At 46.5% G+C, this 24,311-nt stretch carries 19 protein-coding genes; 8 read left to right on the top strand and 11 right to left on the bottom strand.

Translation table 11 applies throughout. The features are described 5' to 3' along the window. Window positions 1-74: 74 nt before the first annotated feature. Complete coding sequence (gene pbpG, locus L976_RS15915; protein WP_037414829.1) at window positions 75-1,040, bottom strand: D-alanyl-D-alanine endopeptidase; 966 nt, start codon at window positions 1,038-1,040, stop codon at window positions 75-77. A gap of 766 nt (window positions 1,041-1,806) precedes the next feature. Between pbpG and L976_RS15910 the strand changes: the two genes are divergently transcribed. Beyond that, window positions 1,807-2,247 (top strand): DUF2846 domain-containing protein, encoded by a 441-nt coding sequence (locus tag L976_RS15910; RefSeq protein WP_047538285.1) that lies wholly within the window; start codon window positions 1,807-1,809, stop codon window positions 2,245-2,247. A gap of 111 nt (window positions 2,248-2,358) precedes the next feature. Here the strand turns inward: L976_RS15910 and lysS are convergent, their stop codons facing one another. Beyond that, on the bottom strand, window positions 2,359-3,861 hold the full coding sequence (lysS, locus tag L976_RS15905) for a lysine--tRNA ligase (RefSeq protein WP_047538282.1): 1,503 nt from the start codon (window positions 3,859-3,861) through the stop codon (window positions 2,359-2,361). A 29-nt stretch (window positions 3,862-3,890) separates the two neighbouring features. Then, window positions 3,891-4,989 (bottom strand): peptide chain release factor 2 gene (gene prfB, locus L976_RS15900; protein WP_164925631.1). Its coding sequence is split into 2 segments (ribosomal slippage): window positions 3,891-4,913 and window positions 4,915-4,989, totalling 1,098 coding nucleotides; the frame shifts between segments, so codons are not numbered across the junction. Window positions 4,990-5,505: 516 nt separating this feature from the next. On the opposite strand from prfB, the gene fdhF reads away from it, so the two are divergent. Next, a complete protein-coding gene (fdhF, locus tag L976_RS15895) occupies window positions 5,506-9,789 on the top strand; it encodes a formate dehydrogenase subunit alpha (protein WP_047538279.1) in 4,284 nt (1,427 codons plus the stop codon). Between the two features lie 92 nt (window positions 9,790-9,881). Here fdhF and L976_RS15890 read toward each other — a convergent pair whose 3' ends face one another. The 5 genes from L976_RS15890 to ohrR form a co-directional block, all read right to left on the bottom strand. Beyond that, on the bottom strand, window positions 9,882-11,546 hold the full coding sequence (locus tag L976_RS15890; protein WP_047538276.1) for a methyl-accepting chemotaxis protein: 1,665 nt from the start codon (window positions 11,544-11,546) through the stop codon (window positions 9,882-9,884). Window positions 11,547-11,675: 129 nt separating this feature from the next. Next, window positions 11,676-12,827, bottom strand: a complete 1,152-nt coding sequence (gene chrA, locus L976_RS15885) for a chromate efflux transporter (RefSeq protein WP_037414656.1) — start codon at window positions 12,825-12,827, stop codon at window positions 11,676-11,678. 183 nt (window positions 12,828-13,010) lie between these two features. Continuing rightward, window positions 13,011-14,165, bottom strand: coding sequence for a 23S rRNA (uracil(747)-C(5))-methyltransferase RlmC (rlmC, locus tag L976_RS15880; protein WP_047538273.1), 1,155 nt, complete (start codon window positions 14,163-14,165; stop codon window positions 13,011-13,013). A gap of 179 nt (window positions 14,166-14,344) precedes the next feature. After that, window positions 14,345-15,520 carry a glycerol-3-phosphate dehydrogenase/oxidase gene (locus L976_RS15875; RefSeq protein WP_047540600.1) on the bottom strand — a complete coding sequence of 392 codons (1,176 nt, stop codon included), beginning with the start codon at window positions 15,518-15,520 and terminating at the stop codon, window positions 14,345-14,347. A gap of 64 nt (window positions 15,521-15,584) precedes the next feature. Beyond that, window positions 15,585-16,079, bottom strand: coding sequence for a hydroperoxide resistance transcriptional regulator OhrR (gene ohrR, locus L976_RS15870; RefSeq protein ID WP_047538270.1), 495 nt, complete (start codon window positions 16,077-16,079; stop codon window positions 15,585-15,587). Window positions 16,080-16,208: 129 nt separating this feature from the next. Here ohrR and L976_RS15865 point away from each other — a divergent pair, with 129 nt between their 5' ends. The 3 genes from L976_RS15865 to L976_RS15855 all read left to right on the top strand — a co-directional run bounded on the left by L976_RS15865 (window position 16,209) and on the right by L976_RS15855 (window position 18,560). Further along, window positions 16,209-16,634: an organic hydroperoxide resistance protein gene (locus L976_RS15865; RefSeq protein ID WP_047538267.1), complete on the top strand. Its 426-nt coding sequence runs from the start codon at window positions 16,209-16,211 to the stop codon at window positions 16,632-16,634. 215 nt (window positions 16,635-16,849) lie between these two features. Next, window positions 16,850-18,274: a cytochrome c biosynthesis protein gene (locus L976_RS15860; protein ID WP_037414667.1), complete on the top strand. Its 1,425-nt coding sequence runs from the start codon at window positions 16,850-16,852 to the stop codon at window positions 18,272-18,274. Between the two features lie 100 nt (window positions 18,275-18,374). After that, window positions 18,375-18,560 (top strand): hypothetical protein, encoded by a 186-nt coding sequence (locus L976_RS15855; protein ID WP_011621607.1) that lies wholly within the window; start codon window positions 18,375-18,377, stop codon window positions 18,558-18,560. Between the two features lie 95 nt (window positions 18,561-18,655). Here the strand turns inward: L976_RS15855 and L976_RS15850 are convergent, their stop codons facing one another. Genes L976_RS15850 through L976_RS15840 form a run of 3 tightly spaced genes read right to left on the bottom strand, consistent with a single transcriptional unit; the run spans window position 18,656 to window position 19,942 of the window. Further along, window positions 18,656-18,946 (bottom strand): hypothetical protein, encoded by a 291-nt coding sequence (locus tag L976_RS15850; RefSeq protein WP_037414668.1) that lies wholly within the window; start codon window positions 18,944-18,946, stop codon window positions 18,656-18,658. A gap of 55 nt (window positions 18,947-19,001) precedes the next feature. Beyond that, on the bottom strand, window positions 19,002-19,535 hold the full coding sequence (locus L976_RS15845) for a class I SAM-dependent methyltransferase (RefSeq protein ID WP_037414669.1): 534 nt from the start codon (window positions 19,533-19,535) through the stop codon (window positions 19,002-19,004). Beyond that, window positions 19,532-19,942, bottom strand: a complete 411-nt coding sequence (locus L976_RS15840; RefSeq protein WP_047538262.1) for a hypothetical protein — start codon at window positions 19,940-19,942, stop codon at window positions 19,532-19,534. Before L976_RS15840 ends, L976_RS15845 begins: the two co-directional genes overlap by 4 nt. Before the next feature lie 498 nt (window positions 19,943-20,440). Here L976_RS15840 and fccA point away from each other — a divergent pair, with 498 nt between their 5' ends. The 3 genes from fccA to L976_RS15825 all read left to right on the top strand — a co-directional run bounded on the left by fccA (window position 20,441) and on the right by L976_RS15825 (window position 24,272). Next, entirely contained in the window at window positions 20,441-22,231 is a 1,791-nt protein-coding gene (gene fccA / locus L976_RS15835; RefSeq protein WP_037414671.1) for a fumarate reductase flavoprotein subunit FccA, read from the top strand. A 244-nt stretch (window positions 22,232-22,475) separates the two neighbouring features. Next, window positions 22,476-23,465, top strand: coding sequence for a lactate dehydrogenase LdhA (gene ldhA, locus L976_RS15830; protein WP_037414672.1), 990 nt, complete (start codon window positions 22,476-22,478; stop codon window positions 23,463-23,465). Between the two features lie 69 nt (window positions 23,466-23,534). Beyond that, complete coding sequence (locus tag L976_RS15825) at window positions 23,535-24,272, top strand: dienelactone hydrolase family protein (RefSeq protein ID WP_047538255.1); 738 nt, start codon at window positions 23,535-23,537, stop codon at window positions 24,270-24,272. Window positions 24,273-24,311: the final 39 nt, after the last annotated feature.

The raw sequence follows: 24,311 nt of genomic DNA, 5'->3' as shown, positions 1-24,311 counted from the left end.
GGCCAGAACGATTCTGGCCTAAAAACGGTCAACCTATCCTGTGACGGGACATGGATAAGCAGGAAACGCCTGCCTTAGGTCTCGCTGACCTTAGCAAATTGCTGCTGATTGCGCTGCTTCTTATATTGCTTAGCATCCGCGGGGATCGGAGTGACTTTGCCTGTTTCTAACCAAGTACGTAAACGGTTAGCATCGGCCATATGGGTATACTTACCATAGGCATCGAGCACAACAAAGGCCACTTGGCGTTTGGCCATTTCGGTACGCATCACTAAGCAGTGCCCTGCTTCATTGGTAAAGCCCGTTTTAGTGAGGTGGATATTCCAGTTATCTTTATAAACCAAGCGATTGGTATTTCTAAAATCGAGGCTGTACTTTGGTTTGCCAAAGGTTACGGTTTTCTTTTCGGTCGAGCTTAACTGGCCTAACATGGGATAGCCTTCGCTAGCCTTTAGTAACACCACCAAATCCCGCGCGCTCGAGACGTTCTTCTCTGACAATCCAGTAGGCTCTACATAGCGAGTGTTTTTCATCCCTAGGGCTTTCGCCTTAGCATTCATCGCTTTAATAAAAGCTTTATGGCCACCGGGATAATGGTGGGCAAGACTTGCGGCGGCACGGTTTTCAGATGACATTAATGTCAGCAATAACATTTCTTTACGGCTAATTTCACTGCCAATACGCACCCGCGAATATACGCCGCGCATTTCCTTAGTATCATTGATATTGATAGTAAGCTTTTCATCCATAGGTAACTTAGCATCTAAGGTCACCATCGCGGTCATTAGCTTAGTCACAGAGGCAATGGGCCTTACGGCATCTGGATTGCTGGAATAGAGAATTTCATTAGTTTTAAGATCAACGACTAATGCACTATTAGCTGCCACCTCCTGCTTAGCAGGGGCTTTTTTAGCAGAAGTTGCTTTAGTGGCGGTGCTTTTTGTAGTGACAGAGGCCGAATCGGCTGAATGCGCTGTCGCGGCAACAGTTAAACTGCTGCATACCAAGATAAAACTACCAAGCAGAGAAGGGATCTTCATGTAGAATTCACTGAGTCGTTAATAAGTCGAATGTGCTACGGCACAGGGTTGAGGCTAAGTATAAGAGGTATATGCCGAAAGGAATAGAACTGAACACGACTTTTATCAGCAATATCAGCACTTTTTACACTCACTTTATGAGAAAAATCTTAGTTTTGAGCCCACAAACACATCAGAGTAAAAGTACCTATTAACAAACAATCGTAAATCGGCAATCATAAAAGCTAAAAAAGATTTAATATTCAGAATGATAAACCAAATACATTTGGCTTATCGAGATTATTAATCACCTATTCATTGATGTGCAGACAAGCCGCCATTTCGATAAAAGCCTTAGCAAATGATCCTAATGGAAGATAGAGCTCCCTTTCTTAATTTCCTCAAGCTCTATAGCCATAACATTAACGAGTTTAAAACACCTCAATAGTGAAAAATGAAATATTGCCAATGAAGCTCATCACAAAAACCAACAACTGGCGCAACAAAATCACACTTTAAATTACAAACTGATAGCGGGCCGATACAAGTTAAGCTATATTGCGCAACATCAAGGATAGTAGGTTTAGCTTACTGATTAAATAGCACTTTTTACTAATCATTTGCCATATAAAATCACGTAGGCTTGTGTCAGGATGATGTTTTTTCTGTTCATCCCCCGCACACCCCCTTTCCTTGAAAACAGGAGTTAATACTGAGCTAATCAGTATTAATGGATATAGAAAGCAACTCCACAGGCTTGTTATCATTTTTAAATTAGGGATTGATGATGTTAAAAAAACTACTTACCCCCATGTTAGCTGTTTGCCTATTTCTGACTGGTTGTGCTTCAGTGCCGATGGCATCACAGGAAGAAGATGCCAAATTAAAAACATTCCAAAAACCGGCTGACAATAAAAGCGGTATCTATGTTTACCGTAATAGCTTTGCTGGACAAGCACTAAAGAAAAATATCTACATTAACGGCAATCTAATTGGTGAGTCAGCAAACAAAGTTTATTTTTACAAAGAAGTTGATCCCGGTGAGCAGAAGTTATCGACCGAATCTGAGTTCAGCGAAAATGATTTAACAGTGAAAACAGAAGGGGGTAAAAACTACTTCTTCGAGCAATATATCAAGATGGGTGTATTTGTGGGTGGTGCAGGACTAAAAGCCGTCTCAGATACCGAAGGCATGAAAAACGTTCAAGAATGTAAACTAGCAAAATAGCCATTACTCCCCCCTTGAATCGCCCATAAAAAACCAGCCAAAAGGCTGGTTTTTTAATATTTATCCAATGCAAATTGGGTCGCAGGTTTTATCTGCAACCCAATACCGCACTTAGGCCTGTGGGCGCATCGCTGGGAACAGGATCACGTCACGGATAGTGTGAGTGTTAGTAAATAACATCACTAAACGGTCGATACCGATACCTTGACCCGCTGTTGGCGGTAAACCGTGTTCCAGCGCAGTGATATAGTCTGCATCGTAGAACATGGCTTCGTCGTCACCCGCGTCTTTGGCATCAACCTGCGCCTTAAAGCGGCTATCTTGATCTTCAGCATCGTTTAATTCGCTGAAACCGTTAGCCACTTCACGGCCACCGATGAAGAATTCAAAACGGTCGGTAATGAAGTGATTGTCATCGTTACGACGTGCCAGTGGCGAAATGTCCGCTGGGTAGCCAGTGATGAAGGTCGGTTGCATTAACTGCCATTCAGCGGTTTCACCGAAGATTTCTTCTAATAGTTGACCACAGGTCCAGAACTTCTCGATCTTGATGCCTAGGCTGATAGCCAGTTCACGCATGAACTCCAGATCTTTCACTTGCTCGTAAGTCATGGCTTGGATAGTCGCGTTGTCAGGATTGTACTTCTGAATCGCTTCTAACATGCTTAAACGGGCATATGGGCCACCGAAATCAACGGTGTGCTCGCCGTATGGCATTTGCGCACTGCCTAACAGTTCAATCGCGATAGAGCTTAACAGTTCTTCGGTTAAGTCCATCAGATCTTTGTAGTCAGCATAGGCCATATAGAATTCCATCATAGTGAATTCTGGGTTATGGCGTGGCGACAGACCTTCGTTACGGAAGTTACGGTTGATTTCGAACACACGCTCAAAACCACCTACCACTAAACGCTTGAGGTATAACTCTGGCGCGATGCGCAGGTACATTGGCATGTCCAGCGCATTGTGGTGAGTGATAAATGGACGCGCTGAAGCGCCGCCTGGGATTACGTGCATCATTGGGGTTTCAACTTCCATGAACTCTTTTTTGATCATGAAGTTACGGATTGCAGCAACCACTTTTGAACGCATGACGAAGGCTTGACGAGATTCTTCGTTAACGATTAAGTCCACATAACGTTGGCGGTAACGGGTTTCTTGGTCGGTTAAGCCGTGGAATTTTTCTGGCAAAGGACGCAGTGCTTTAGTCAGCAGTTGGTACTCTTCCATGTTCACGTACAGATCGCCTTTACCAGATAAGTGCAACTGACCAGTCACGCCGATGATGTCACCGATATCCAGACCTTGGTAACGCTCCTTCAGATCTGCCTGTACACCCTTTTCAGCATAAGCTTGGATGCGACCAGACACGTCTTGGATCACCAGGAATGGGCCACGTTTTGCCATGATACGGCCAGCGATGCTGGTTCTAAAACCTAAGGCTTCGAGTTCTTCCTTAGTATTTTGACCGTATTTTTCCTGCAACTCAGCCGCTTTATGGGTGCGACGGAACGTATTAGGGTGAGCATTAGCGCTGCAGTTCGGGCGAATGCTGTCTAGCTTGGCACGACGCTCGGCAATCAGTTTGTTTTCATCTTGTACTTGTTCAGTCATCTTATTTCTCGTCTATACCTTTGAATTAATTACAGTCCTGATTTCAAACTGGCTTCGATAAACTTGTCCAGATCGCCATCGAGTACCGCTTGGGTATTGCGCGTCTCCACGCTAGTGCGTAAGTCTTTAATACGGGAATCATCCAATACATAAGAACGGATCTGGCTACCCCAACCGATGTCGGACTTGGCATCTTCGGCGGCTTGCTTTTCGGCATTTTGCTTATGCATTTCTAATTCGAACAGTTTGGCTTTTAACTGTTTCATCGCCGAATCTTTGTTCTTGTGCTGTGAACGGTCGTTCTGGCACTGCACTACCGTGTTGGTCGGTAAGTGGGTAATACGTACCGCAGATTCGGTTCGGTTTACGTGCTGACCACCGGCACCCGAGGCGCGGTATACGTCGATACGTAAGTCAGCAGGGTTGATATCGATGGTGATATCGTCATCAATCTCAGGATAAACGAATACCGAGCAGAAAGACGTATGGCGACGACCCGATGAGTCAAATGGCGATTTACGCACTAAGCGGTGCACGCCAGTTTCGGTACGTAACCAACCAAAGGCATATTCACCAGTAAACTTAATGGTCGCGCCCTTAATACCAGCCACGTCACCGTCGGTCACTTCCATCAGCTCAGGACTGAATCCGTGGGCTTCACCCCAACGCAGATACATACGCAGTACCATGTTGGCCCAATCTTGCGCCTCTGTACCACCACTGCCCGACTGAATGTCTAAGTAACAGTTTGAGGCGTCCTGTGGACCAGAGAACATACGGCGGAATTCGAGTTCGGCCAAACGGCTCTCTAAATAATCCAGCTCTTTGGTGGTTTCATTGAAGGTGTCTTCGTCTTCTTCTTCGATGGCAAGCTCAAGTAGACCTTCAACGTCTTCTAGACCTGAGTCCATATCATCGATAGTTTTTACGACGGCTTCAAGGCTGGCGCGCTCTTTACCTAGTGCTTGAGCACGTTCTGGCTCGTTCCACACCTCAGAACTTTCAAGTTCACGGCTGACTTCTTCTAGACGCTCATGCTTAGCATCGTAGTCAAAGATACCCCCTAAGAAGCTGCGTACGCTCGGCAAGCTCCTTAATTTTGAATTTTACTGGATTAACTTCAAACATGGATTTTTAACTTCGCTTATTTTTGCCGTTTTTAATGGGTTTCCCATCAAAGCAGGCGGCGCTTAACGGTAATTGCAACCGCGCATTTTAACCTAACAACGCTGGTAAACCTAGGGCGTGATAGCGTTTCACTGCGATTTTATCAGCATAAAAAGCACCGTTAGGGTCGGCAGATTAACAAACAAAGCCGAGTTAAGACTGTGATCTTACATGAAATTGCCAGCTTGACGCCCCAATTCAATTAAAAATTGAGTTAACTAAACAGTGATAATCACTAAAAACTGCATAGGATTAAACAAGATACAGATAAAACTCATATAAAATGCTGAGATAATCACAGTATTCCACCAATAAACTTTCATCAGCGCACAGTCTGACGCCTGTTTGTGATGACAGCAGCAATTTAGCATCAAACTTCCCTCGACCATAAGCGTCTTCTAAAGCGCTCTAGTTATACTCAAATCCACCTTTAGCCTGCCATGCAGCAAGCACCCTACAAATATAAAAGGCCATGGGATGATAGAACTTCGAATCGATAATCAGATAGTCTCGGCCGAGCCGAGCGATAACCTATTACACGCAGCCCGTAAGGCGGGTATTGCAATTCCCAGCCTGTGCGATCCCACTGACGCCTCACGGCAATTGGACACGCAAGCCCATGCCGAAAAGCAGGACTGCAACCTCTGCTTAGTGCAAATCGAAAATAGCGATGCCAGTCTACGCTGCGTTAAAGCCTGTGAAACCCCAGCCCAAACAGGCATGAAGGTCATCACCCAATCGGCGTTTTTAACCAAACAGCGCCAAGCGGCACTGAACACCATCTTGAGTGATCACTTTGCCGATTGTGAAGCGCCCTGCCAACAGGCCTGTCCTGCGGGGGTCGATGTACAAAGTTACCTGTACCACATTGCCCAAGGTGACCACACCCAAGCCATAAAAGTCATTAAAGACACTCTGCCACTGCCGCTGTCGATTGGCCGTGTCTGCCCCGCGTTTTGCGAAACCGAATGCCGCCGCGGCCTCGTCGATGACCCTATTGCCATCCGTCAACTTAAGCGCCACGCTGCCGATTTAGATTTAGCCGATGACGAGCACGGCAACAGCTATCAACCACCACGCCTCGCAGACACGGGTAAAAAAATTGCCATTATTGGCTCAGGGCCTGCTGGATTAAGTGCTGGTTATTACCTGTCTAACCAAGGGCATAATGTCGAGATATTTGAAGCCATGCCCAAGGCGGGCGGTTGGCTGCGCTACGGTATTCCCGAATACCGTTTACCCAAGGCGATTCTCGATAAAGAAATCGAGCTGCTGTGTCGTAATGGTTTAATCATTCATACCCAGACTCGACTCGGCCATGAGGTTCACTTAGCCCAGTTGGTCACCGACTTCGATGCGGTGTGCCTTGCGATCGGCGCCCAAAAAGCGGTGCCAATGAATTATAAAGGCTCGGAGCTGGCGGGCTGTTATCTTGGAGTAGATTTTCTTAAGGCTCATTGCCACGATAAGCAACTGAAGTTGGGTAAAAAAGTCGCAGTCATCGGCGGCGGCAATACCGCCATCGATTGTGCTCGTACAGCGGTACGTGAAGGCTGCGATGTTACCTTAATCTACCGCCGTACCCGCGCCGAAATGCCCGCCGAAGCCTACGAAGTACACGAGGCCGAAGTTGAAGGAGTAAAATTCCACTTCTTAACCAATCCCATTGAAAATCATAGTGATGCCAATGGACATGTACAGTCGGTTACCTTCAGCAAAATGGCGCTCGGCGAAGCCGATGCTTCAGGCAGACGCGCCCCCGTGGACACTGGGGAAACCTTTACCGAAGCCTTCGACACTGTTATCGCCGCCGTCTCGCAGGCACCAGACCTGAGCTTTATGCAAGATCCCATGGGGCAACTCAGCCATGGCGAGCTGGCACTCAGTCGCTGGAACACCCTCATTGGTTGTGAGCAAACCATGTCATCGGGTGTGGAAAAACTGTTTGTGATGGGCGATGCCCGCCGCGGCCCAGCCACCGCGGTTGCCGCCATTGGTGATGGCCGGAAAGCGGCAAAAGCCATTGATAAAATGCTTCAAATTGGCCTTAGCTGTGATTTACATGCCCACGATTTTAACTCGGTAAAAACCATTCCGAGCGCCCTTAAGCAAGCAAAAACAACATCAGAAGCCGCACCAACGCTTTATCCCCATACGCCACGTCAGCCCCGCTTGAAAATGCCCGAATTAACAGCACTACAACGGCTGCTGAATTACAGTGAAGTCGAATTGGGCTTTCCCACAGATGCCGCTATGCAAGAGGCGGCGCGTTGCCTTGAGTGCGCCTGCCAGGCCAATACCGACTGTAAACTAAGGGATTACGCTACGGATTACGGTGTTGAGAGCAAAAGCTTATCCACTGAAAATGCACGGCATTTCAGCGTAGATAAGAGTTCACCCTTTATTCAATTCGATGCTAACCGTTGCATTAGCTGCGGCAAATGCGTTGATGTGTGCCAGCAGCAGAGCGGCCACTGCGCCATCCAATTTACCGAAGATTCCTATCAGGCGCTGCCACAGGAAATCAGTCAAAGCCTCGTGCGCCGCGCGCCGAGAGTTGGCTTTAGCGCGAGCATGGCCGATAGTCGCTGTGTACAATGTGGCAACTGCGTGCAGGTGTGTCCCACTGGCGCACTGGTCGATGCGCGGGACAAACGCCAAGGCGATAAAACAGCACTTAAAACCGCCTCGACGATTTGTACTTACTGCGGTGTAGGCTGTCGTCTGGATCTTAAAATTGACCCTAACACCAATCGCATTCGCCATATCGAAGGCAATAAAGACTCGGTTGTTAACCAAGGCATGTTATGTGTTAAAGGGCGTTTTGGTTTCGATTTTATTCACAGCGACAAACGCCTCACGACACCATTAATACGTAAAAATGGCGAACTACAACCTTGTAGTTGGCCCGAAGCCATCGCTTATGTGGCGAAACGCTTAACCGAGATAAAACAGCAAGATGGCAGCAATGCGATCGCTAGTCTCGCCTCTGCCAAAGCGACTAACGAAGATAACTTTGTGCTGCAAAAGTTTGTCCGCAGCGTTCTTGGTACCAATAATATCGATCACTGCGCCCGCCTATGCCACTCATCGACGGTAACGGGCTTACAACAGAGTATTGGTAGTGGCGCGATGACCAATGATATTCCAAGTATTAAGGACTCGGATGTTATCTTTATCATCGGTTCAGACACCACCTGCGCCCACCCGATTATTGCCTCAAAAATCCAGCAGGCGGTAATGCAGCACGGCGCACGATTAATCGTGGCCGATCCTAAACGCGTAGGCATAGCAGAAAAGGCCGAACTCTATGTTGCCCACAGACCGGGCACGGATGTGATGCTATTAAACGCCATTATGGCGGAGATTATTCGCAATAATTGGCAGGATAAAGACTATATTGCCGAGCGTACTGAAGGGATCGAGGGCCTCTATGCGGAATTAGCGAAGGAGGATTACTCCCTCGAAAACGCCGCCCTAATCACAGGTGTTAAAGCTGAGGATATCGCCCGCATCGCGCGTACCATAGGCACTGCACAAAAAACGGCAGTTTACTACGCCATGGGCATCACTCAGCATACGACAGGCCACGATAACGTCACCGCCATTTCTAACCTGCAACTACTCTGCGGCAATATCGGAGTATCAGGGGCGGGTATCAATCCGCTACGCGGCCAGAGTAATGTGCAAGGGGCTTGTGATATGGGTGCATTACCCAACTACTTCACAGGCTATCAAAAGGTCACGGATATTCATGCCAGAATGCGCTTCGAAAACCACTGGCAAACGCCGTTATCGGGGGAAATTGGCGTCACGGCAACCCACATGATGCACGACATTGCCGAGGGCAAAATCAAAGCCTTATATGTGATGGGTGAAAATCCAGTGCTGAGCGATCCCGATCAAGCTCATGTGCTTAATGCACTGAGTCAAATCGAGTTTCTGGTAGTGCAGGATATCTTTTTAACCGAGACGGCCGAGCTTGCCCATGTGGTCTTGCCCGCCGCCGCTTTTGTAGAAAAACGCGGTCACTTTACCAATACCGAGCGCCGGGTGCAGCGACTCGAGCAAGCGCTTGCCTCACCGGGGGAAGCCTTACCCGATTGGCAGATCGTACAAGCGCTGGCTAATGCCATGGGCGCAAACTGGGATTACAAAGATGAAGAGGCTATTTGGTCTGAAATCAATGTATTAACACCCCAGTATCGCGGTATTCGTTGGGAAAGATTAACCACAAGTGCAGAGGGTAAAGTGCCTCAGGGTATTCAATGGCCCTGTCCAGATGAAAATCATCCGGGAACACCGATTATGCACCAGAGTCAATTCACCCGCGGTTTAGGCTTATTTACGCCCGTCAGTTATCGTCTTCCCGCCGAAATGCCCTGCAACGAGTACCCACTGACGCTATCAACGGGGCGGCTCTTAGAACAATTCCACACAGGTACACTCACCCGTAAAACACCGGGACTGGATTTACTCGGCGCACCTAAAGTGATGATTTCAGTCTATGATGCCGAGCAACTCGGGATAAATAATGGCGACAAAATTAGCCTTATCACCCGCCGCGGCGAGATTGAGATAGATGCCTTTGTGACTAAACGCGCCCAAGCCGGTGTACTGTTCTTGCCGTTCCATTTTGTCGAAGCCGCAGCGAACAAACTCACCATCAATGCCTTAGATCCCGTGGCTTATATCCCTGAATATAAGGTTTGCGCAGTAAGAGTTGAAAAGGTGACTAAGCGGGTTATCGAACCAGCCTAAACAGATATTTGGGGATACGACTCAATAAATGGATATAAAAAACGGGAGATGTTATCTCCCGTTTTATTTTATAACTCAATAATTAATCAGTATTAAATTTTAAACTGCCCAACTAACTTGCCAAGATTGGTCCCTTCCTGCGACACAGTCTGACTCACCCTTGCCGCATCTTCACTGGAATGCAGCAGCTCATTCACGATTTCTTGGATAGCATAAACGTTACGGTTAATTTCCTCGGTCACAGAGCTTTGCTCAGTCGCCGCGGTGGCAATTTGGGTACTCATATCGTTAATTGCCGTTACCGCCGAGGTAACCGAACCTAAGCTTTCAGAAATAGCACGGGAAGATTCAACCGAGCGCACACAACTCTGCTGACTCTCGTCCATGGTTTTCACCGCCTGCGAGACCAGCTTATGCAGCTCAGATAGCATTTCATTAATTTCTAAGGTACTTGCCTGAGTTCGGCTGGCTAAGTTACGTACCTCATCGGCTACCACGGCAAAACCCCGTCCCTGTTCACCTGCTCGGGCGGCTTCAATGGCTGCGTTAAGAGCGAGCAAGTTGGTTTGCTCGGCAATGCCACCAATCACCGACAATACGCTGTTAATCTTCTGCGATTGTTCACTCAACGATTTGATACTGCCCGCGGCATTATTAATTTGCGCCATCAATCCAGCAATTTCTTCCAATGATGCATCAACACAGCGCTGAGCGTTAGCTACATCACCTGTCGCCGCTTGAGTAGCTTCGGCCACTTGGGTGGTGTTTTGCGCGACTTCACTCGCGGTAGATGACATTTCAGTAATCGCGGTAACGACTTGGTCAGTCTCATTGTTGTGACTGAGCAGTTGGTGTGACATCACTTTCGTTTGGTCATGAATCGCATTGGCTGCCGTTTTGACTTTGGCGGTCGCATTCGCCACATCACCGATAATGGTTTGTAGCTTATCGACAAACAAGTTAAAAGCTCGACCTAATTGAGCAATCTCGTCTTCACCTTTAACTGTTAAGCGTTTAGTTAAATCCCCTTCACCCTTAGCAATATCATTAAGATTATCAGCCATATTTTTGATCGGCACGACCATTCGATGGGCGGCGACCATAATCATAAACGCCGTAATCCCCGTTAACACAATGGCGATGAGGAGGATCATAAACGATTTCTCAGCCATCTGTTCAGTCACAGTTTGACGATAATCTTCAACTACGGCTTCAATATCATCAATATAAGCGCCAGTTCCTAACATCCAGTCTGTACCTGGAACCATCATCACGTAGCTTATCTTCTCAATTTGCTCATTGGTATTAGGCTTCTGATAATAGTAAGAAAAGTTACCATCACCCCGTTTAGCCGCATCCAGCAAACCAACAATAATCTTGGTGCCGCGCGGGTCGGTCATATCGATTTTGTTTTGACCTTCTAAATTAGGTAATAAAGCATGGAATATATTTTTACCTTGAGAATCATACATAAAGAAGTAACCAGCACTGCCAAAACGAATATCTCGTAATGCTTGATTCACATTACCTTGCTCCTTTAAGGACAATTGGTATTGCACAATTCCGGCGGCAATTTCGGTCGCTTCTTTAATTTGTTGTTTACGTTCGCCCACTAATTTTGTTCTAAAGGTCACGACCTCTTCCGCGAGAGATTCCTGTTCGACATAGTAGGAAACGGTCATTAACACTAATAAGGTCAAGATGAGGGGAAACAAAGATAACAGCAGTAATTTATTACGCAGGCTTAAATTCGACATGCTTGCTTACTCCAGAGTGATGTAATTTATATTTTTTATATGGTCGAAGTATAGCCAAAAAGGTGCATCCACTTAGCGCTTGGGTTAACAAAATTTTCTATAGAGGATAAAAATTATACTCAACTGATTTTAAGCTAATAATATCAGTCCTATGCCACATAGGCTAAAACCTAAGACCAGTAACAACATCTGCGGTTTAAAGAGTTTTAATGCACCAAAACCAAGCAAGACAACAGCCATATCCACCGCAGATAACACCCCTTGGGTAAATACAGGTTGATACAGCGCAGCCGCCAATAATCCCACCACACAGGCATTTATGCCCGAGAGCATGCCGGCAATCTTGGGCCTTGCGGCAATCGCATGCCAACTTTTTAAGCCCACCAGCATCAATAAAAATCCCGGTAAGAATATTGCTACAGTTGCGATGGCCGCACCGACAAAGGGATTGTCTAGCATCATCTCAGCGCCAAGGAAGGTGGCAAAGGTAAACATAGGCCCAGGCACGGCTTGGGCAAAGGCGTATCCGGTGAGAAAACGATCGCCGCTCATCGTATCACCCACAGCGGTTTCAAGCAGTGGCAGCACCACATGGCCGCCACCAAAGACTAAACTCCCGACACGAAAAAACTCACCAAAAATCCCTGCTTCAATCCCCAGATTTAAGGCAAAAAAACTCGCCACAAATAAGACAAAGAATAATCCTAAGCTCAGGTAATTTAACCTAATCGGTTCATTTTTACTGGACTCGGTCTCAGTCGCACTCAGGAATGACATACCTAAAATGGCAGCAAGCAACAGTAAGGTGATTTGTGTCCATAAGAAAGGCAGAATGAGTATCGCAGCGGCACTACCGAGCATGAGTAAACGCGCCGTTTGCCGTTGACAAAATTGCTTAAACATCGCCAATACTGCATCTGCGACAACCACGACGGCCAGCAGTTTTAAGCCATGCACAATGCCTTGCATGTACTCGTTACCTAACCAAGCGGCAGTCGTCACCGCCAACAAATACATCAGCACGAAGGAAGGCAAGGTAAATCCAGCAAAGGCGGCTATCGCCCCTAAAAGCCCACCACGATGATAACCAATGGCAAACCCCACCTGACTCGATCCCGGCCCCGGCATAAATTGGCTTAAGGCTACAAAACTGGCATAACGTTTATCATCAAGCCAGGCGAGTTCGTTGACAAAGGTCTGGCGAAAATAACCAATATGCGCCGCTGGCCCACCAAAGCTCATCAGACCAAGAGAAAAAAAACGTAAGAATATCTGTAGCATAAACTTTGCCCTTCGACGCATAAAGTGAACAAGATTATGTCACTAAAAAGACAGTTTAATGAAAGCTAAATCAGCAAGACACAAAAATACTCAACCAAAGGTAAAATGAGCAAAATTCCTTTTTATCGACTTCTAAATTGACTATAGCGATCTACTGCTCAGGAGATCATTCATTTAGATCGCTTAATCTTTTACCAACATGGCTAAGACTTCGAAATGATCCGAATGGGGAAAGAGATCGAATAACTGCACCTTAGTTAATCGATAGCCACGAATATGGGCGAGATCTTTAGCAAGGGTTTTGGGATTACAACTGGAATACAACATCGCCCTAGGGGCAAATTCACTTAAGGCGTGACACAGGGACTCACCAATCCCACGACGCGGCGGATTAACAATAATCAAATCGGGCTTTGTTTGCGCCGCATCACCCTTGGCAAAATCGGTGGAGTCGAGCGCCATAAACTGCACGTTATCCAGCCCCATCAGTTGCGCCGACATCTTCGCGCAAGCAATCGCCTCAGCTTCGATTTCAATCCCAGTTAATGGGATATCTTTGGAGGCACAGTGCAAACCAAAACCGCCCACACCACAAAATAAATCCCACAGCGAGTTTGGCGCAAATTCGCCAACCCACTCACGGGCGGTTTGATACAGTTTTGCAGCAACCTGTGGATTCGTTTGAAAAAAGCTTTTTGGGCGAATAAATAACGGCACATCGTTAAAGCGCTCTTCAAGACGAGTATTTTCAGTTAAGAAAATTTCCTCATCCCCTTCAAGGATCGCCATATGAATGGGCTGAATATTTACCGATACGACGCTGATTTGTGGATATTCAGCCAGCAACGCGGGTAATTCCCGTTCAATACGGGCAATGGCATCGAATGAGCGCAGCACAAAACGCAGCATATATTCGCCGCGTACTTGGCTGCGCGTCAGTAGAATAAACTTAAGCTCGCCCTTGGCTTTATCGATACGATACGGCGGGATACCCGCTTGCTGCACAAAACGCTCCAGACGGTGGAGCAACGCTTGCATATCAGCAGGATACAGCAAGCAGCCACAAAGACTTACCGCCTCGCCATTTGGGCTGACAATCCCCAGAACAGGCGCATGGGCGGCACCAAGTACCACCATTTTAGCCTTGTTACGAAAGCCGCGGTCCTCACCCACTACGGGAGGCAAAAATTGGGTATTAGTTTGATCAACAAAAGGAGCTAACAATTGCTGCAATTCTTGGGTTTTCGCCGCCAATTGCTGCGCCATGGGCAGCGTAATATGGCGACAGGATTGGCATTGGCCTCGTTCAAAATACCCACATTGCACTAATGTACTCACAGCATCGTACCCACAGCAGTTCCCGTCTATCTTATCTATTGAGATGGCGAGTGAAATTGAGATGACAACTGAAGCATAACCAACACAGTCAAGGCCACAGTCAAAAAGCGCCACACTTTAGCGTTTTTATGCCGAAAAATCACCTTGAACCACAGAATCAGGCCAAATGCGAGGCTGTTTTAAGTTAACCTTAGCGAATCTACATCGGCAATTGGCGAGCGTTTTCCTAATTTTTGTTCAATCCATTCAATCACTTCAGCAGAAGTACTCCTAAAGGTGGTGAGCTTGCCACCGTATAAACTGAGTAGCCTAGGGTGAGAGATAGAGGTTTGCATCAAGGTGTCCCTAGGCCGCTCAAAGGCCGAGCTTGCTTGTTTAGGTAGCACTCGCACGCCGCAATAGGTTTGCACTATCTTAGCCTTAAGCTCCTCAATCGATGGGGAAAGCGGAAAGTAATGACGATAAATACCTAAGAGATATAGAGTTTCAGACTCTGTCACTTGGGGGGGAGTATCGATGGACGTCAGCACTGTTTCAGTGGTGCCGATGAGCATTTGGCCATACCAAGGCATAACAAAAATCACCCGCTTATCGAAGCAGGATTCTAAATATAAAATCCCCTCTGGTGCAGGCAAGTCGAGCAATAAATGCGCTCCCTGCACCCAATCGATTTCAACACCCGCAAGAGGCGGCTCAACGTTAGCTAATACCTGATTAACCCAAGGGCCAGCGGCGTTTATCACCAGCTTGGCATCAATTTGTTGTACTTGGTCGCAATGGCGAAAGCTAAGCTCAATATGCTCCCGTAAATGATTGAGCTGCAAAAACTCGGCCTCGGCATAGATATGCGCGCCAAGTGCTTGAGCGCTGCGCGCCACTGCTTGAGTGAGTAATTTATCGTCGGTTTGTGCATCCCAGTATTGGAATACCGCTTTTAACCCCGTGAGTTTAAGCCCGTTAAAACGATGCCAATGCACTGCGGGAATAGAGACAAAACGCCCAAGCGGGTCAAATTCACTCAACAATGCATATAAACTCAGCCCAGCACGTATCGTCAACGGATTGCGTTGACTGTCCTGATAGACGGGAATGTAGAAAGGAACGGGTTTGACTAAGCTAGGCGCCAGATCCAGTAAATTACGTCGCTCAAGCAGTGACTTGCGCACGAGATTAACTTGCCCACTCTCAAGGTAACGTAGGCCACCGTGGATAAGCTTACTGGAATTGGCTGAGGTTTGGCCGCCAATCTCGCCTTTTTCAATAAGTAAAGTTGAATACCCTGCCGCTGCGGCATATTGGGCAATGCCGACACCGCTGATGCCACCACCGATAATAGCAATATCGAATGAACTCATAGAGGTTTTATCCATCCTGACGTGCTTCTGGCTAATGTATCCCAATTCTTTCGAACAGAGATACCTAATCTACACTGTGCAACTGTGCCAATGCTTTATCACACATGGCTTTTAGCGCCTTAAGATCATCAATTTCAGCCCCAATTTTACAGCGCATTAAATGCGGGATCTCACTGGCCTGTTGCTTTAACGCCTGACCAGCAGAAGTTAAACTGAGCACCCGAACCCTTTCATCCTGTTCGCTACGACCGCGACTCACTAATCCCTTCGACTCTAAACGTTTAAGTAACGGCGTCAATGTACCCGAATCGAGAAATAATTTATCCCCTAAGGTCTTCACGCTAATCCCCTGCTCCTGCCACAACACTAGCATGACCAAATATTGGGGATAGGTTAAATCTAGCTTATCAAGCATAGGACGATAGGCACGCACCATGGCATTTGCTGCACTGTATAGAGAAAAACAAACTTGATTCTCTAGGCATAACACATTGTCTGTATTGGTGGTTTCAGACATTTCTAACGCGTTTTCCATTGAAGTTAACTCAGAGCTTGGCATAGTCATTCCAAAAAACTTAAATATATTGCGCACAATATACTTGCATTCACACTAAAGATCGAACTATAGTTTATCACAATTAAATTGCGCACAACTTAAATTAACCATTTAAACACTGAGGATCTAAACATGAAAACATTGTATGAAACCCGAGCAACCGCCAGAGCAGGTCGTCAAGGCCAAGTCAGTACCGATGATGGGTTACTCGATGTAGCACTCGCCTATCCAAAGGCAATGGGCGGAAGTGGATTAGCAACGAACCCTGAGCAACTGTTTGCAGCAGGTTATGCGGCTTGTTTCTCTAATGCGGTTTTGCACGTTGCCAAAATCGGCAAAGTGGCCATTACTGAAGCGCCTGTCAGTGCTGTGGTTGGCATTGGCGCCAATGATGCGGGAGGTTTTGCCTTAACCGTTGCCCTAGAAGTCAATCTTGACCTGCCGCAAGCTGAAGCCGAAGCCTTAGTACAACATGCCCATCAAGTGTGTCCATATTCTAACGCTACACGTAATAATATCGATGTAAAACTGAGTGTTAATGGCATAGCGTTAAACTAAGCGCTTAACCATAGACTGAAAAGCACCTTGGGGTGCTTTTCAGTTATTCGCAGCTTATTTCCCCAACAGTAAACCTGCCTCACTTCCCAAAAACCAGTTAATCGCGAGTTAACTAACATTTCTTAATGCTTAATTTAATCAAAAGGATTGAATTCAGTAGAGTAATAGTCAGAAATCCATTTAAAACACATCTTGTCCACAATTGTGGAGGCACTATGACTAAATACTTAACCCAATTCGCTCTGCTATGCTCTCTCGCATTAGCAATGCTCAGTGCACCTAGTTGGGCCGACACCCCAAATACTTCCGATCAAACGTGGCATTATGTCAACGCCCAAGGTGAGCTTAAGATTAAACTCTACTTTTTTTGGTCGAAAACCTGTCCACACTGCGCACAAGCTCACCCTTTTATTGATTCACTACCGCAAAAATATCCGTGGATAGAACTTGAATCCCATATGGTTTCTGCACCTGGCGTACAGGATATTTGGCAAAATATTGCCGCCAAAACCGCCACAGAAGCCCGCTCAGTTCCTTATATGGCGAGCTGCGAAAAAGCCATTATCGGTTATTCCAGCGAAGCGGTTACTGGCGAGTTCCTCGTTAATCGTTTGAAGAATTGTTACTTATCCTTAGGTGGTCAGCTAAGCGAAGCGGATATGCCAACAAAGGGAGCTGCGTCAACTGCACCGACCAATAGTGAACCTCTGTTTGGCACTTGCGGAACCGACTCAGGTGAAGGAACCTGTGATGCAACTAGCCTGGCAAGTACCGACCAAGCTGAAGTACAACCCGTTGAATTACCACTTGTCGGAGTGGTCACTCCCGAGACGATGTCACTCCCGCTGCTAACGTTAGTACTTGCTGGCGTCGATGCCTTTAACCCTTGCGCCTTCTTCGTATTGCTGTTTTTACTGTCGATTATGGTTAATGCGAAGAGCCGTAGCCGTATGCTGTTAGTCGGCGGTATCTTCGTGTTCTTCTCTGGCTTTATTTATTTCCTGTTTATGACGGCATGGCTGAATATCTTCAAACTGCTAGGAGCAGGTAGTGATGGTGGAATGATCATCTTAGCGGCCGGGGTCTTAGCCTTGATCGCAGGCACCATTAACGTAAAAGACTACTTCTTTACTAAAGGAGAAGTCACCCTCTCAATGTCAGCTGAAAACCGTACGAGCCTGATCAAACGCATGGGGAAACTCTCTAATTCCAGTAGTTTAGGCGCCTTAATTCTGGGATCGACTGTACTGGCGATTTTAGCCAATGCCTACGAACTGCTCTGCACCGCAGGCTTCCCAATGATTTATACCAGCGTACTATCCATGCATAACCTGCCTGAGATTGAGCGCTATATGTATCTGGTTTTATACAATATTGTTTATGTGATCCCACTGGCAATTATTGTGATTGTGTTTAGTGCGACCTTAGGCAAACGTAAACTGACCGAAAAAGAAGGCCAAGCACTCAAGCTGATGTCGGGTGTGATGATGTTTGGTATGGGGGTTGCGCTAGTGATTGATCCCACTGCGCTACAGAGTGTTGGGCTGGCACTGGGGTTAATCCTAGGCTCTTTAGGGCTCACCTTCATCATAGTGCTAAGTCGCAAGTTACTGACGGCAAAAGCCAACAAGGCAGTATAAGCATTAACGCTCGGCTTTGGATTGGCAAACTTGGGATAACGGACTAAAGTAAAACCTGAGCTTGCCGATACAAAGACTCAGCTTACAATTGAGGTTAGTTATGTCTATTTCACTGAACACCCAAGCTATCACGCCCAACTTAGAAAACGGTGCCGTTGGCGTTAAAGTGGCGCAGTTAGCCAAAGAGCAGCAAAAGGCAGAAGGTCAAATTGCCGTTGATTTAATTAACGCTGCAACACCTCAACCCGTGGGAAATACCGGCCACAATATCAACACTACGGCCTAATCCTAGCTCAATGTGTAACCAAAAAACGCCCCGAAGTTCGGGGCGTTTTTATTTACAATTTTTAATGCACTGATGCTGAGGGGAACCAATCAAGCTTAAGAAAAGGCATTACCATTCACATGCATAATAGTGAAAGTCCACACAACAAAGGCCAGAGGAATATGCACTAAGGCATAAAAACATTGGTCGAGTCGACTCATCCCTTTGGCAAGCCAAATCAAATATAAATGCAGCCCAATAACAGCTGGAAACAAGGTAAACAGTGGATACAAGGCAAAAGGGCTAGCATCGGCTAACAAGCTGTGACTTAACAGGGCCCACGCCACCATTAGCGCCGTGGTTATAGGTGGCATGGCAACACGATACTGCTCTGGATACGGAAACATCCTTGGCCTCTTACACTTATTTAATACTTATGGTGGCAGTTGACCCCAAATGGGATCACTGGAGCGGTTTTCGCGCGATCAACTGCGCCTTAGCACTTTCAATACCCGTAACAGCATCGCTTAACCGCCCTTCAAAGTAATGCAAAGGTTGCCAGTTAGCAAATACGGATTGTAGTTCGTGTTCTTTGAGTAAAAAATCGGGATTGCGAGGGCGGCCAATTTCCGCCTGTTGCCACGTAAAAGTCTCATAGACAATGAGTCCACCGTGCTTAAGGCTAGCGGCAATTTGCGGGAACAGTGGCCGATGTAAGTAATTAAAGACTAGCACTATATCAAAAGTGTCTTGGGGTAACAGAGGGGCGCTGCCATCTTCTAAATTCCACTGCCATTGATGTGCTTTGTCGTGTGTTAGCTTGACCAATGTACTCAAATCCTGGTCGATAAAGGTCACTTCACAGCCTTGATTCAGAAACCACAATCCATTTCGCCCAGAGCCACAGGCTAAATCCAATACCTTAAGCCCTGCAAGCTCGGGCCATTGAAACTGGGTAATTAAGCTCGAAGCTGTGCAGAGTGTAGCGTGTGTCATCCCTTTATCTCTTTTTTAGTGTCTATCTGTTTGCGATGCACTATCGAATAGTGTCTGAGTCCAGACGGGCCATGAGAGACTATCACAGATAAAAATAACACCAAGATAAACAACTCTGGCTTGTAATTGGCAAGGGGGATAAACAGACAAAGCAAACCTAATTTTCCAAGGGTTAACACACCCTTAAGTTGAATTAACCAACGCCAATCCCGCATAATTTCCCACAACATTAATATGCTGCCGGTGCTCATGGCGAGATACCAATAATTTAACCAAAGGGATTTATCAATGTTTAATAATATCCCTCCACCCGCACCTGCAATGCCTAATATATGCAAAGCCCTTAAGGCTGTTTTACTAAGTCGCTGTACCCAAAAACGTTTTTCAGAAATCTGCTGCCTAGGCATAAATTTAACCCCTTAACACCACTTAAGTAACATTTTGGAAAAATATATTGTATTTTTTCAAAAATACACTAGCGCTATATTATTATTTATTGAATACTCAATCTGCGAGCAAAGAATATTTCAAAAAATAAAAGCATCAAAATACACAATTAAAATCAAAAACTTAAAAACAAGTCACCAACTACAGTTGATTTTACCATTCATTATTCAAATATAATTAAGCCCACCAAAATATGTTAACTCACGCAAGTTATACCGTATTCCCTAAGTGATTAACTTCAATTTCAGTAATATTTTCAGCCATATTGCACATTTCAATTATGTAATTCTCACTGTAACAATCGTTATGTGACCTAAGTACGCATATACCTCTTTAGATAGTGGTAACTTTGTTCGTGGAGAATACTCTAAAAGCGCGTGAGCTACGTAAAATATAAATATCACGCCATGATGAATAACCCTTATTAAGTAGATGAAATGTACGGCGGAGGAACAATTATGTTCACAAGAAAGATTCAAAAAACAGCACTAGCCATGCTGATCTCTGGTGCAATGGCTGGCACAGCCTATGCTGCACCAGAAGTACTAGCCGATTTTCACGGTGAAATGGGTGGCTGCGATAGCTGCCACGTATCAGACAAAGGTGGCGTAACCAACGACAACCTGACTCATGAAAATGGCCAATGTGTTAGCTGCCACGGTGATCTAAAAGAACTGGCTGCTGCAGCGCCAAAAGATAAAGTTTCTCCGCACAAATCTCACTTAATCGGTGAAATCGCTTGTACCAGCTGCCACAAAGGCCACGAAAAATCAGTAACCTACTGTGATGCTTGCCATAGCTTCGGCTTTGATATGCCATTTGGCGGCAAGTGGGAACGTAAGTTTGTTCCTGTTGATGCAGACAAAGCGGCTCAAGATAAAGCCATTGCCGCAGGCGTGAAAGAAACAACTGACGTTGTCGTTATCGGCTCTGGTGGTGCAGGTCTTGCTGCCGCCGTTTCAGCCCGTGACGCTGGCGCAAAAGTGATCCTGTTAGAAAAAGAACCTATCCCAGGTGGTAACACTAAACTGGCTGCTGGTGGTATGAACGCCGCAGAAACTAAGCCACAAGCTAAGTTAGGTATCCAAGATAAGAAACAAATCATGATCGACGACACCATGAAAGGTGGTCGTAACATTAACGATCCTGAATTAGTGAAAGTCCTGGCCAACAACTCTTCAGACTCTATTGATTGGTTAACCTCTATGGGTGCCGACATGACTGACGTAGGCCGTATGGGTGGCGCAAGCGTTAACCGTAGCCACCGCCCAACGGGTGGTGCAGGTGTTGGTGCTCACGTTGCACAAGTACTGTGGGACAACGCCGTTAAACGTGGTACTGATATTCGTTTAAACAGCCGTGTTGTACGTATCCTTGAGGATGCGAGCGGTAAAGTGACCGGCGTTCTAGTGAAAGGTGAATACACTGGTTACTATGTAATCAAAGCCGATGCGGTAGTCATTGCTGCTGGTGGTTTCGCGAAAAACAACGACCGCGTTGCTAAGTACGATCCTAAATTAAAAGGCTTTAAAGCAACTAACCACCCAGGTGCTACCGGTGACGGCTTAGACGTCGCTCTGCAAGCTGGCGCAGCAACACGTGACTTAGAATACATCCAAGCTCACCCAACTTACTCACCAGCCGGCGGTGTGATGATCACCGAAGCCGTACGTGGTAACGGTGCGATCGTGGTTAACCGTGATGGTGACCGCTTCATGAACGAAATCACGACCCGTGACAAAGCCTCTGCTGCGATCCTGAAACAAAAAGGTGAAAGTGCTTACCTCGTATTCGATGACTCTATCCGTAAGAGCTTGAAAGCCATCGAAGGTTATGTTCACTTGAACATCGTTAAAGAAGGTAAAACCATCGAAGAGTTAGCGAAACAACTCGATATACCAGCAGCTGAACTGGCAAAAACAGTGACTGCTTATAATGGTTTCGTGAAATCAGGTAAAGACACTCAATTCGAACGTCCTGATTTACCACGTGAGTTAGTTGTCGCACCTTTCTATGCCTTAGAAATCGCGCCAGCGGTTCACCACACAATGGGCGGTATCGTGATTGATACTAAAGCCGAAGTGAAGAGTGAAAAAACTGGTAAACCTATTGAAGGTTTATACGCTGCGGGCGAAGTCACTGGTGGTGTGCATGGTGCTAACCGCTTAGGTGGTAACGCTATCTCTGATATCGTGACCTATGGCCGTATCGCAGGTGCATCAGCCGCTAAATTCGCGAAAGATCACTAATATCAATCCTTTCTAGGTTAATGGACTAACCTTAGGCTCACATAGCACGACCATGAGAGCCAAGCTTGAACACTCAAGCTTATCGACACAAGCGAGCCGTCAGGGGCTCGCTTTTTTTATGCTTTTTTGAGCAATTGATGACTAAGCTCACTCTTTTTACGGGGTAAACTCATCACCAGAGGACAAATGTCGCCGAGTCACATACACTCAGTGCCAGTAACAATGTAACCCTTAGGTGATTGAAATGAGAATTGGATTTTTTAGCGCAAAACATTATGACATGCAGCATTTTAACCGTACTAATGCCGCATTTGGTGCGCAAATTGAGTATTTCGATTATCGTCTCTGCATGCAAACGGTAAAGCTTGCCGAAGGTTTTGAGGTGGTATGCGCCTTTGTTAACGACTCTCTCTGTGAAGAAGTGTTGGTCGAGCTCGCTAACGGCGGCACAAAAATCATCGCCATGCGCTGTGCAGGCTTTAACAATGTCGATTTAGTCGCCGCAAAACGTTTAGGTATGCAAGTGGTCAACGTGCCCGCCTATTCCCCCGAATCCGTGGCCGAGCACACGGTCGCCTTGATGCTGACCCTAAACCGCAAAATCCACAAAGCCTACCAACGCACCCGTGATGCTAACTTTTCACTCGAGGGGTTAGTCGGCTTTAACATGTTTGGCAAAACTGTTGGTGTAATTGGCACTGGTAAGATTGGGGTCGCCACCATTAAGGTATTGCTCGGTTTTGGTTGTAAAGTGATTGCCTTTGACCCCTACCCAAATCCCGCGGTAGAAGCGCTCAATGTGGAATATTTAGATCTCGATACCATTTACGCCACCAGCGATATTATCAGCCTGCATTGTCCATTAACCGCCGATAACCACCATCTGCTGAATAAAGAAAGTTTTGCCAAGATGAAACCCGGCGTCATGGTGATCAACACTAGCCGCGGCGGTCTGCTCAATGCCTTCGATGCAATGGAAGCCTTAAAGCTCGGCCAAATTGGCTCCTTAGGGTTAGATGTGTATGAAAACGAAAAAGAACTGTTTTTCGAGGATAAGTCGAACCAAATCATTCAGGACGATGTTTTCCGTCGCTTATCCGCCTGTCACAACGTGATTTTTACCGGTCACCAAGCCTTCCTTACCGAAGAAGCATTGGGCGCGATCGCCAACACAACGCTGAGCAATGTGAAAGCCGTGCTCGCGGGCGAGCGCTGTGGTAATGAACTGTTTTAACTGACAGATTAATACCTGACTGCTAAAGTGAGGCTTCAACGTTTGAAGCCTCAAAGAGAGAATCTCAATATGTTAGTCACTCAGGAAACTCAGGATATCTCCACGCCTTCAGGGCTAATGCGTACTTACCTCTACCGCCCTGATGCCACCGGGCAATTCCCCTGTATTATTTTTTACTCTGAGATATTTCAGCAAACCGCGCCCATTGCCCGCACCGCAACAATACTCGCAGGTCATGGTTTTGTGGTGTTAGTGCCAGAGGTATTTCACGAGCTTAATCCGATAGGCACAGTGCTGGCCTACGATGATGTGGGTAAAGACAAAGGCAATGCCGATAAATTTGCCAAGCCCTTAGAGCAGCACGACAGCGACACCCAAGCCCTTATCGATTTTGCCCGTCAGCAGAGTTATTGCACAGGTCGAGTCGGCAGTATGGGCGTGTGTATTGGCGGCCACTTAGCCTACCGTGCAGCACTCAATCCCGAGATTTTGGGCGCGTTTTGCCTCTATCCCACCGACATTCATTCCAATACCCTACCCTGTGCCTATGGCAATGACTCGCTGAGTCGCACAGGCGATATTCAAGGGGAATTAGTGTTAGTGTTTGGTAAGCAAGATCCCCATGTATCGCCCGAGGGGCGGGTATTGATCCACCAACAGTTGATGGCTAAAAACCGCAATTTCAGTTGGCTTGAGGTGAATGCTCAGCATGCCTTTATGCGTGATGAGGGCGAGCGCTACGATCCCGCGCTAGCACTGCAGATGTATCAGCAAGCTGTGGCGTTTTTCCAGAGGGTACTGCGATAATATTGTTATTATCCAACCCATAAATCTAAACCATTTTAT

Source organism: Shewanella sp. ZOR0012, from assembly GCF_000798835.1.
In the GTDB taxonomy this organism is placed as follows: domain Bacteria; phylum Pseudomonadota; class Gammaproteobacteria; order Enterobacterales; family Shewanellaceae; genus Shewanella; species Shewanella xiamenensis.
The sequence above is the reverse complement of the archived record's forward strand: the minus strand, read 5'-3'. Positions and strand labels throughout refer to the sequence as shown.

Bases quoted from the DNA above. Each gene is read 5' to 3' on its own strand.
- pbpG (WP_037414829.1), bottom strand. From the start codon at position 1,040: ATGAAGATCCCTTCTCTGCTTGGTAGTTTTATCTTGGTATGCAGCAGT.
- L976_RS15910 (WP_047538285.1), top strand. From the start codon at position 1,807: ATGTTAAAAAAACTACTTACCCCCATGTTAGCTGTTTGCCTATTTCTG.
- lysS (WP_047538282.1), bottom strand. From the start codon at position 3,861: ATGACTGAACAAGTACAAGATGAAAACAAACTGATTGCCGAGCGTCGT.
- fdhF (WP_047538279.1), top strand. From the start codon at position 5,506: ATGATAGAACTTCGAATCGATAATCAGATAGTCTCGGCCGAGCCGAGC.
- L976_RS15890 (WP_047538276.1), bottom strand. From the start codon at position 11,546: ATGTCGAATTTAAGCCTGCGTAATAAATTACTGCTGTTATCTTTGTTT.
- chrA (WP_037414656.1), bottom strand. From the start codon at position 12,827: ATGCTACAGATATTCTTACGTTTTTTTTCTCTTGGTCTGATGAGCTTT.
- L976_RS15875 (WP_047540600.1), bottom strand. From the start codon at position 15,520: ATGAGTTCATTCGATATTGCTATTATCGGTGGTGGCATCAGCGGTGTC.
- ohrR (WP_047538270.1), bottom strand. From the start codon at position 16,079: ATGCCAAGCTCTGAGTTAACTTCAATGGAAAACGCGTTAGAAATGTCT.
- L976_RS15865 (WP_047538267.1), top strand. From the start codon at position 16,209: ATGAAAACATTGTATGAAACCCGAGCAACCGCCAGAGCAGGTCGTCAA.
- L976_RS15860 (WP_037414667.1), top strand. From the start codon at position 16,850: ATGACTAAATACTTAACCCAATTCGCTCTGCTATGCTCTCTCGCATTA.
- L976_RS15855 (WP_011621607.1), top strand. From the start codon at position 18,375: ATGTCTATTTCACTGAACACCCAAGCTATCACGCCCAACTTAGAAAAC.
- L976_RS15850 (WP_037414668.1), bottom strand. From the start codon at position 18,946: ATGTTTCCGTATCCAGAGCAGTATCGTGTTGCCATGCCACCTATAACC.
- L976_RS15845 (WP_037414669.1), bottom strand. From the start codon at position 19,535: ATGACACACGCTACACTCTGCACAGCTTCGAGCTTAATTACCCAGTTT.
- L976_RS15840 (WP_047538262.1), bottom strand. From the start codon at position 19,942: ATGCCTAGGCAGCAGATTTCTGAAAAACGTTTTTGGGTACAGCGACTT.
- fccA (WP_037414671.1), top strand. From the start codon at position 20,441: ATGTTCACAAGAAAGATTCAAAAAACAGCACTAGCCATGCTGATCTCT.
- ldhA (WP_037414672.1), top strand. From the start codon at position 22,476: ATGAGAATTGGATTTTTTAGCGCAAAACATTATGACATGCAGCATTTT.
- L976_RS15825 (WP_047538255.1), top strand. From the start codon at position 23,535: ATGTTAGTCACTCAGGAAACTCAGGATATCTCCACGCCTTCAGGGCTA.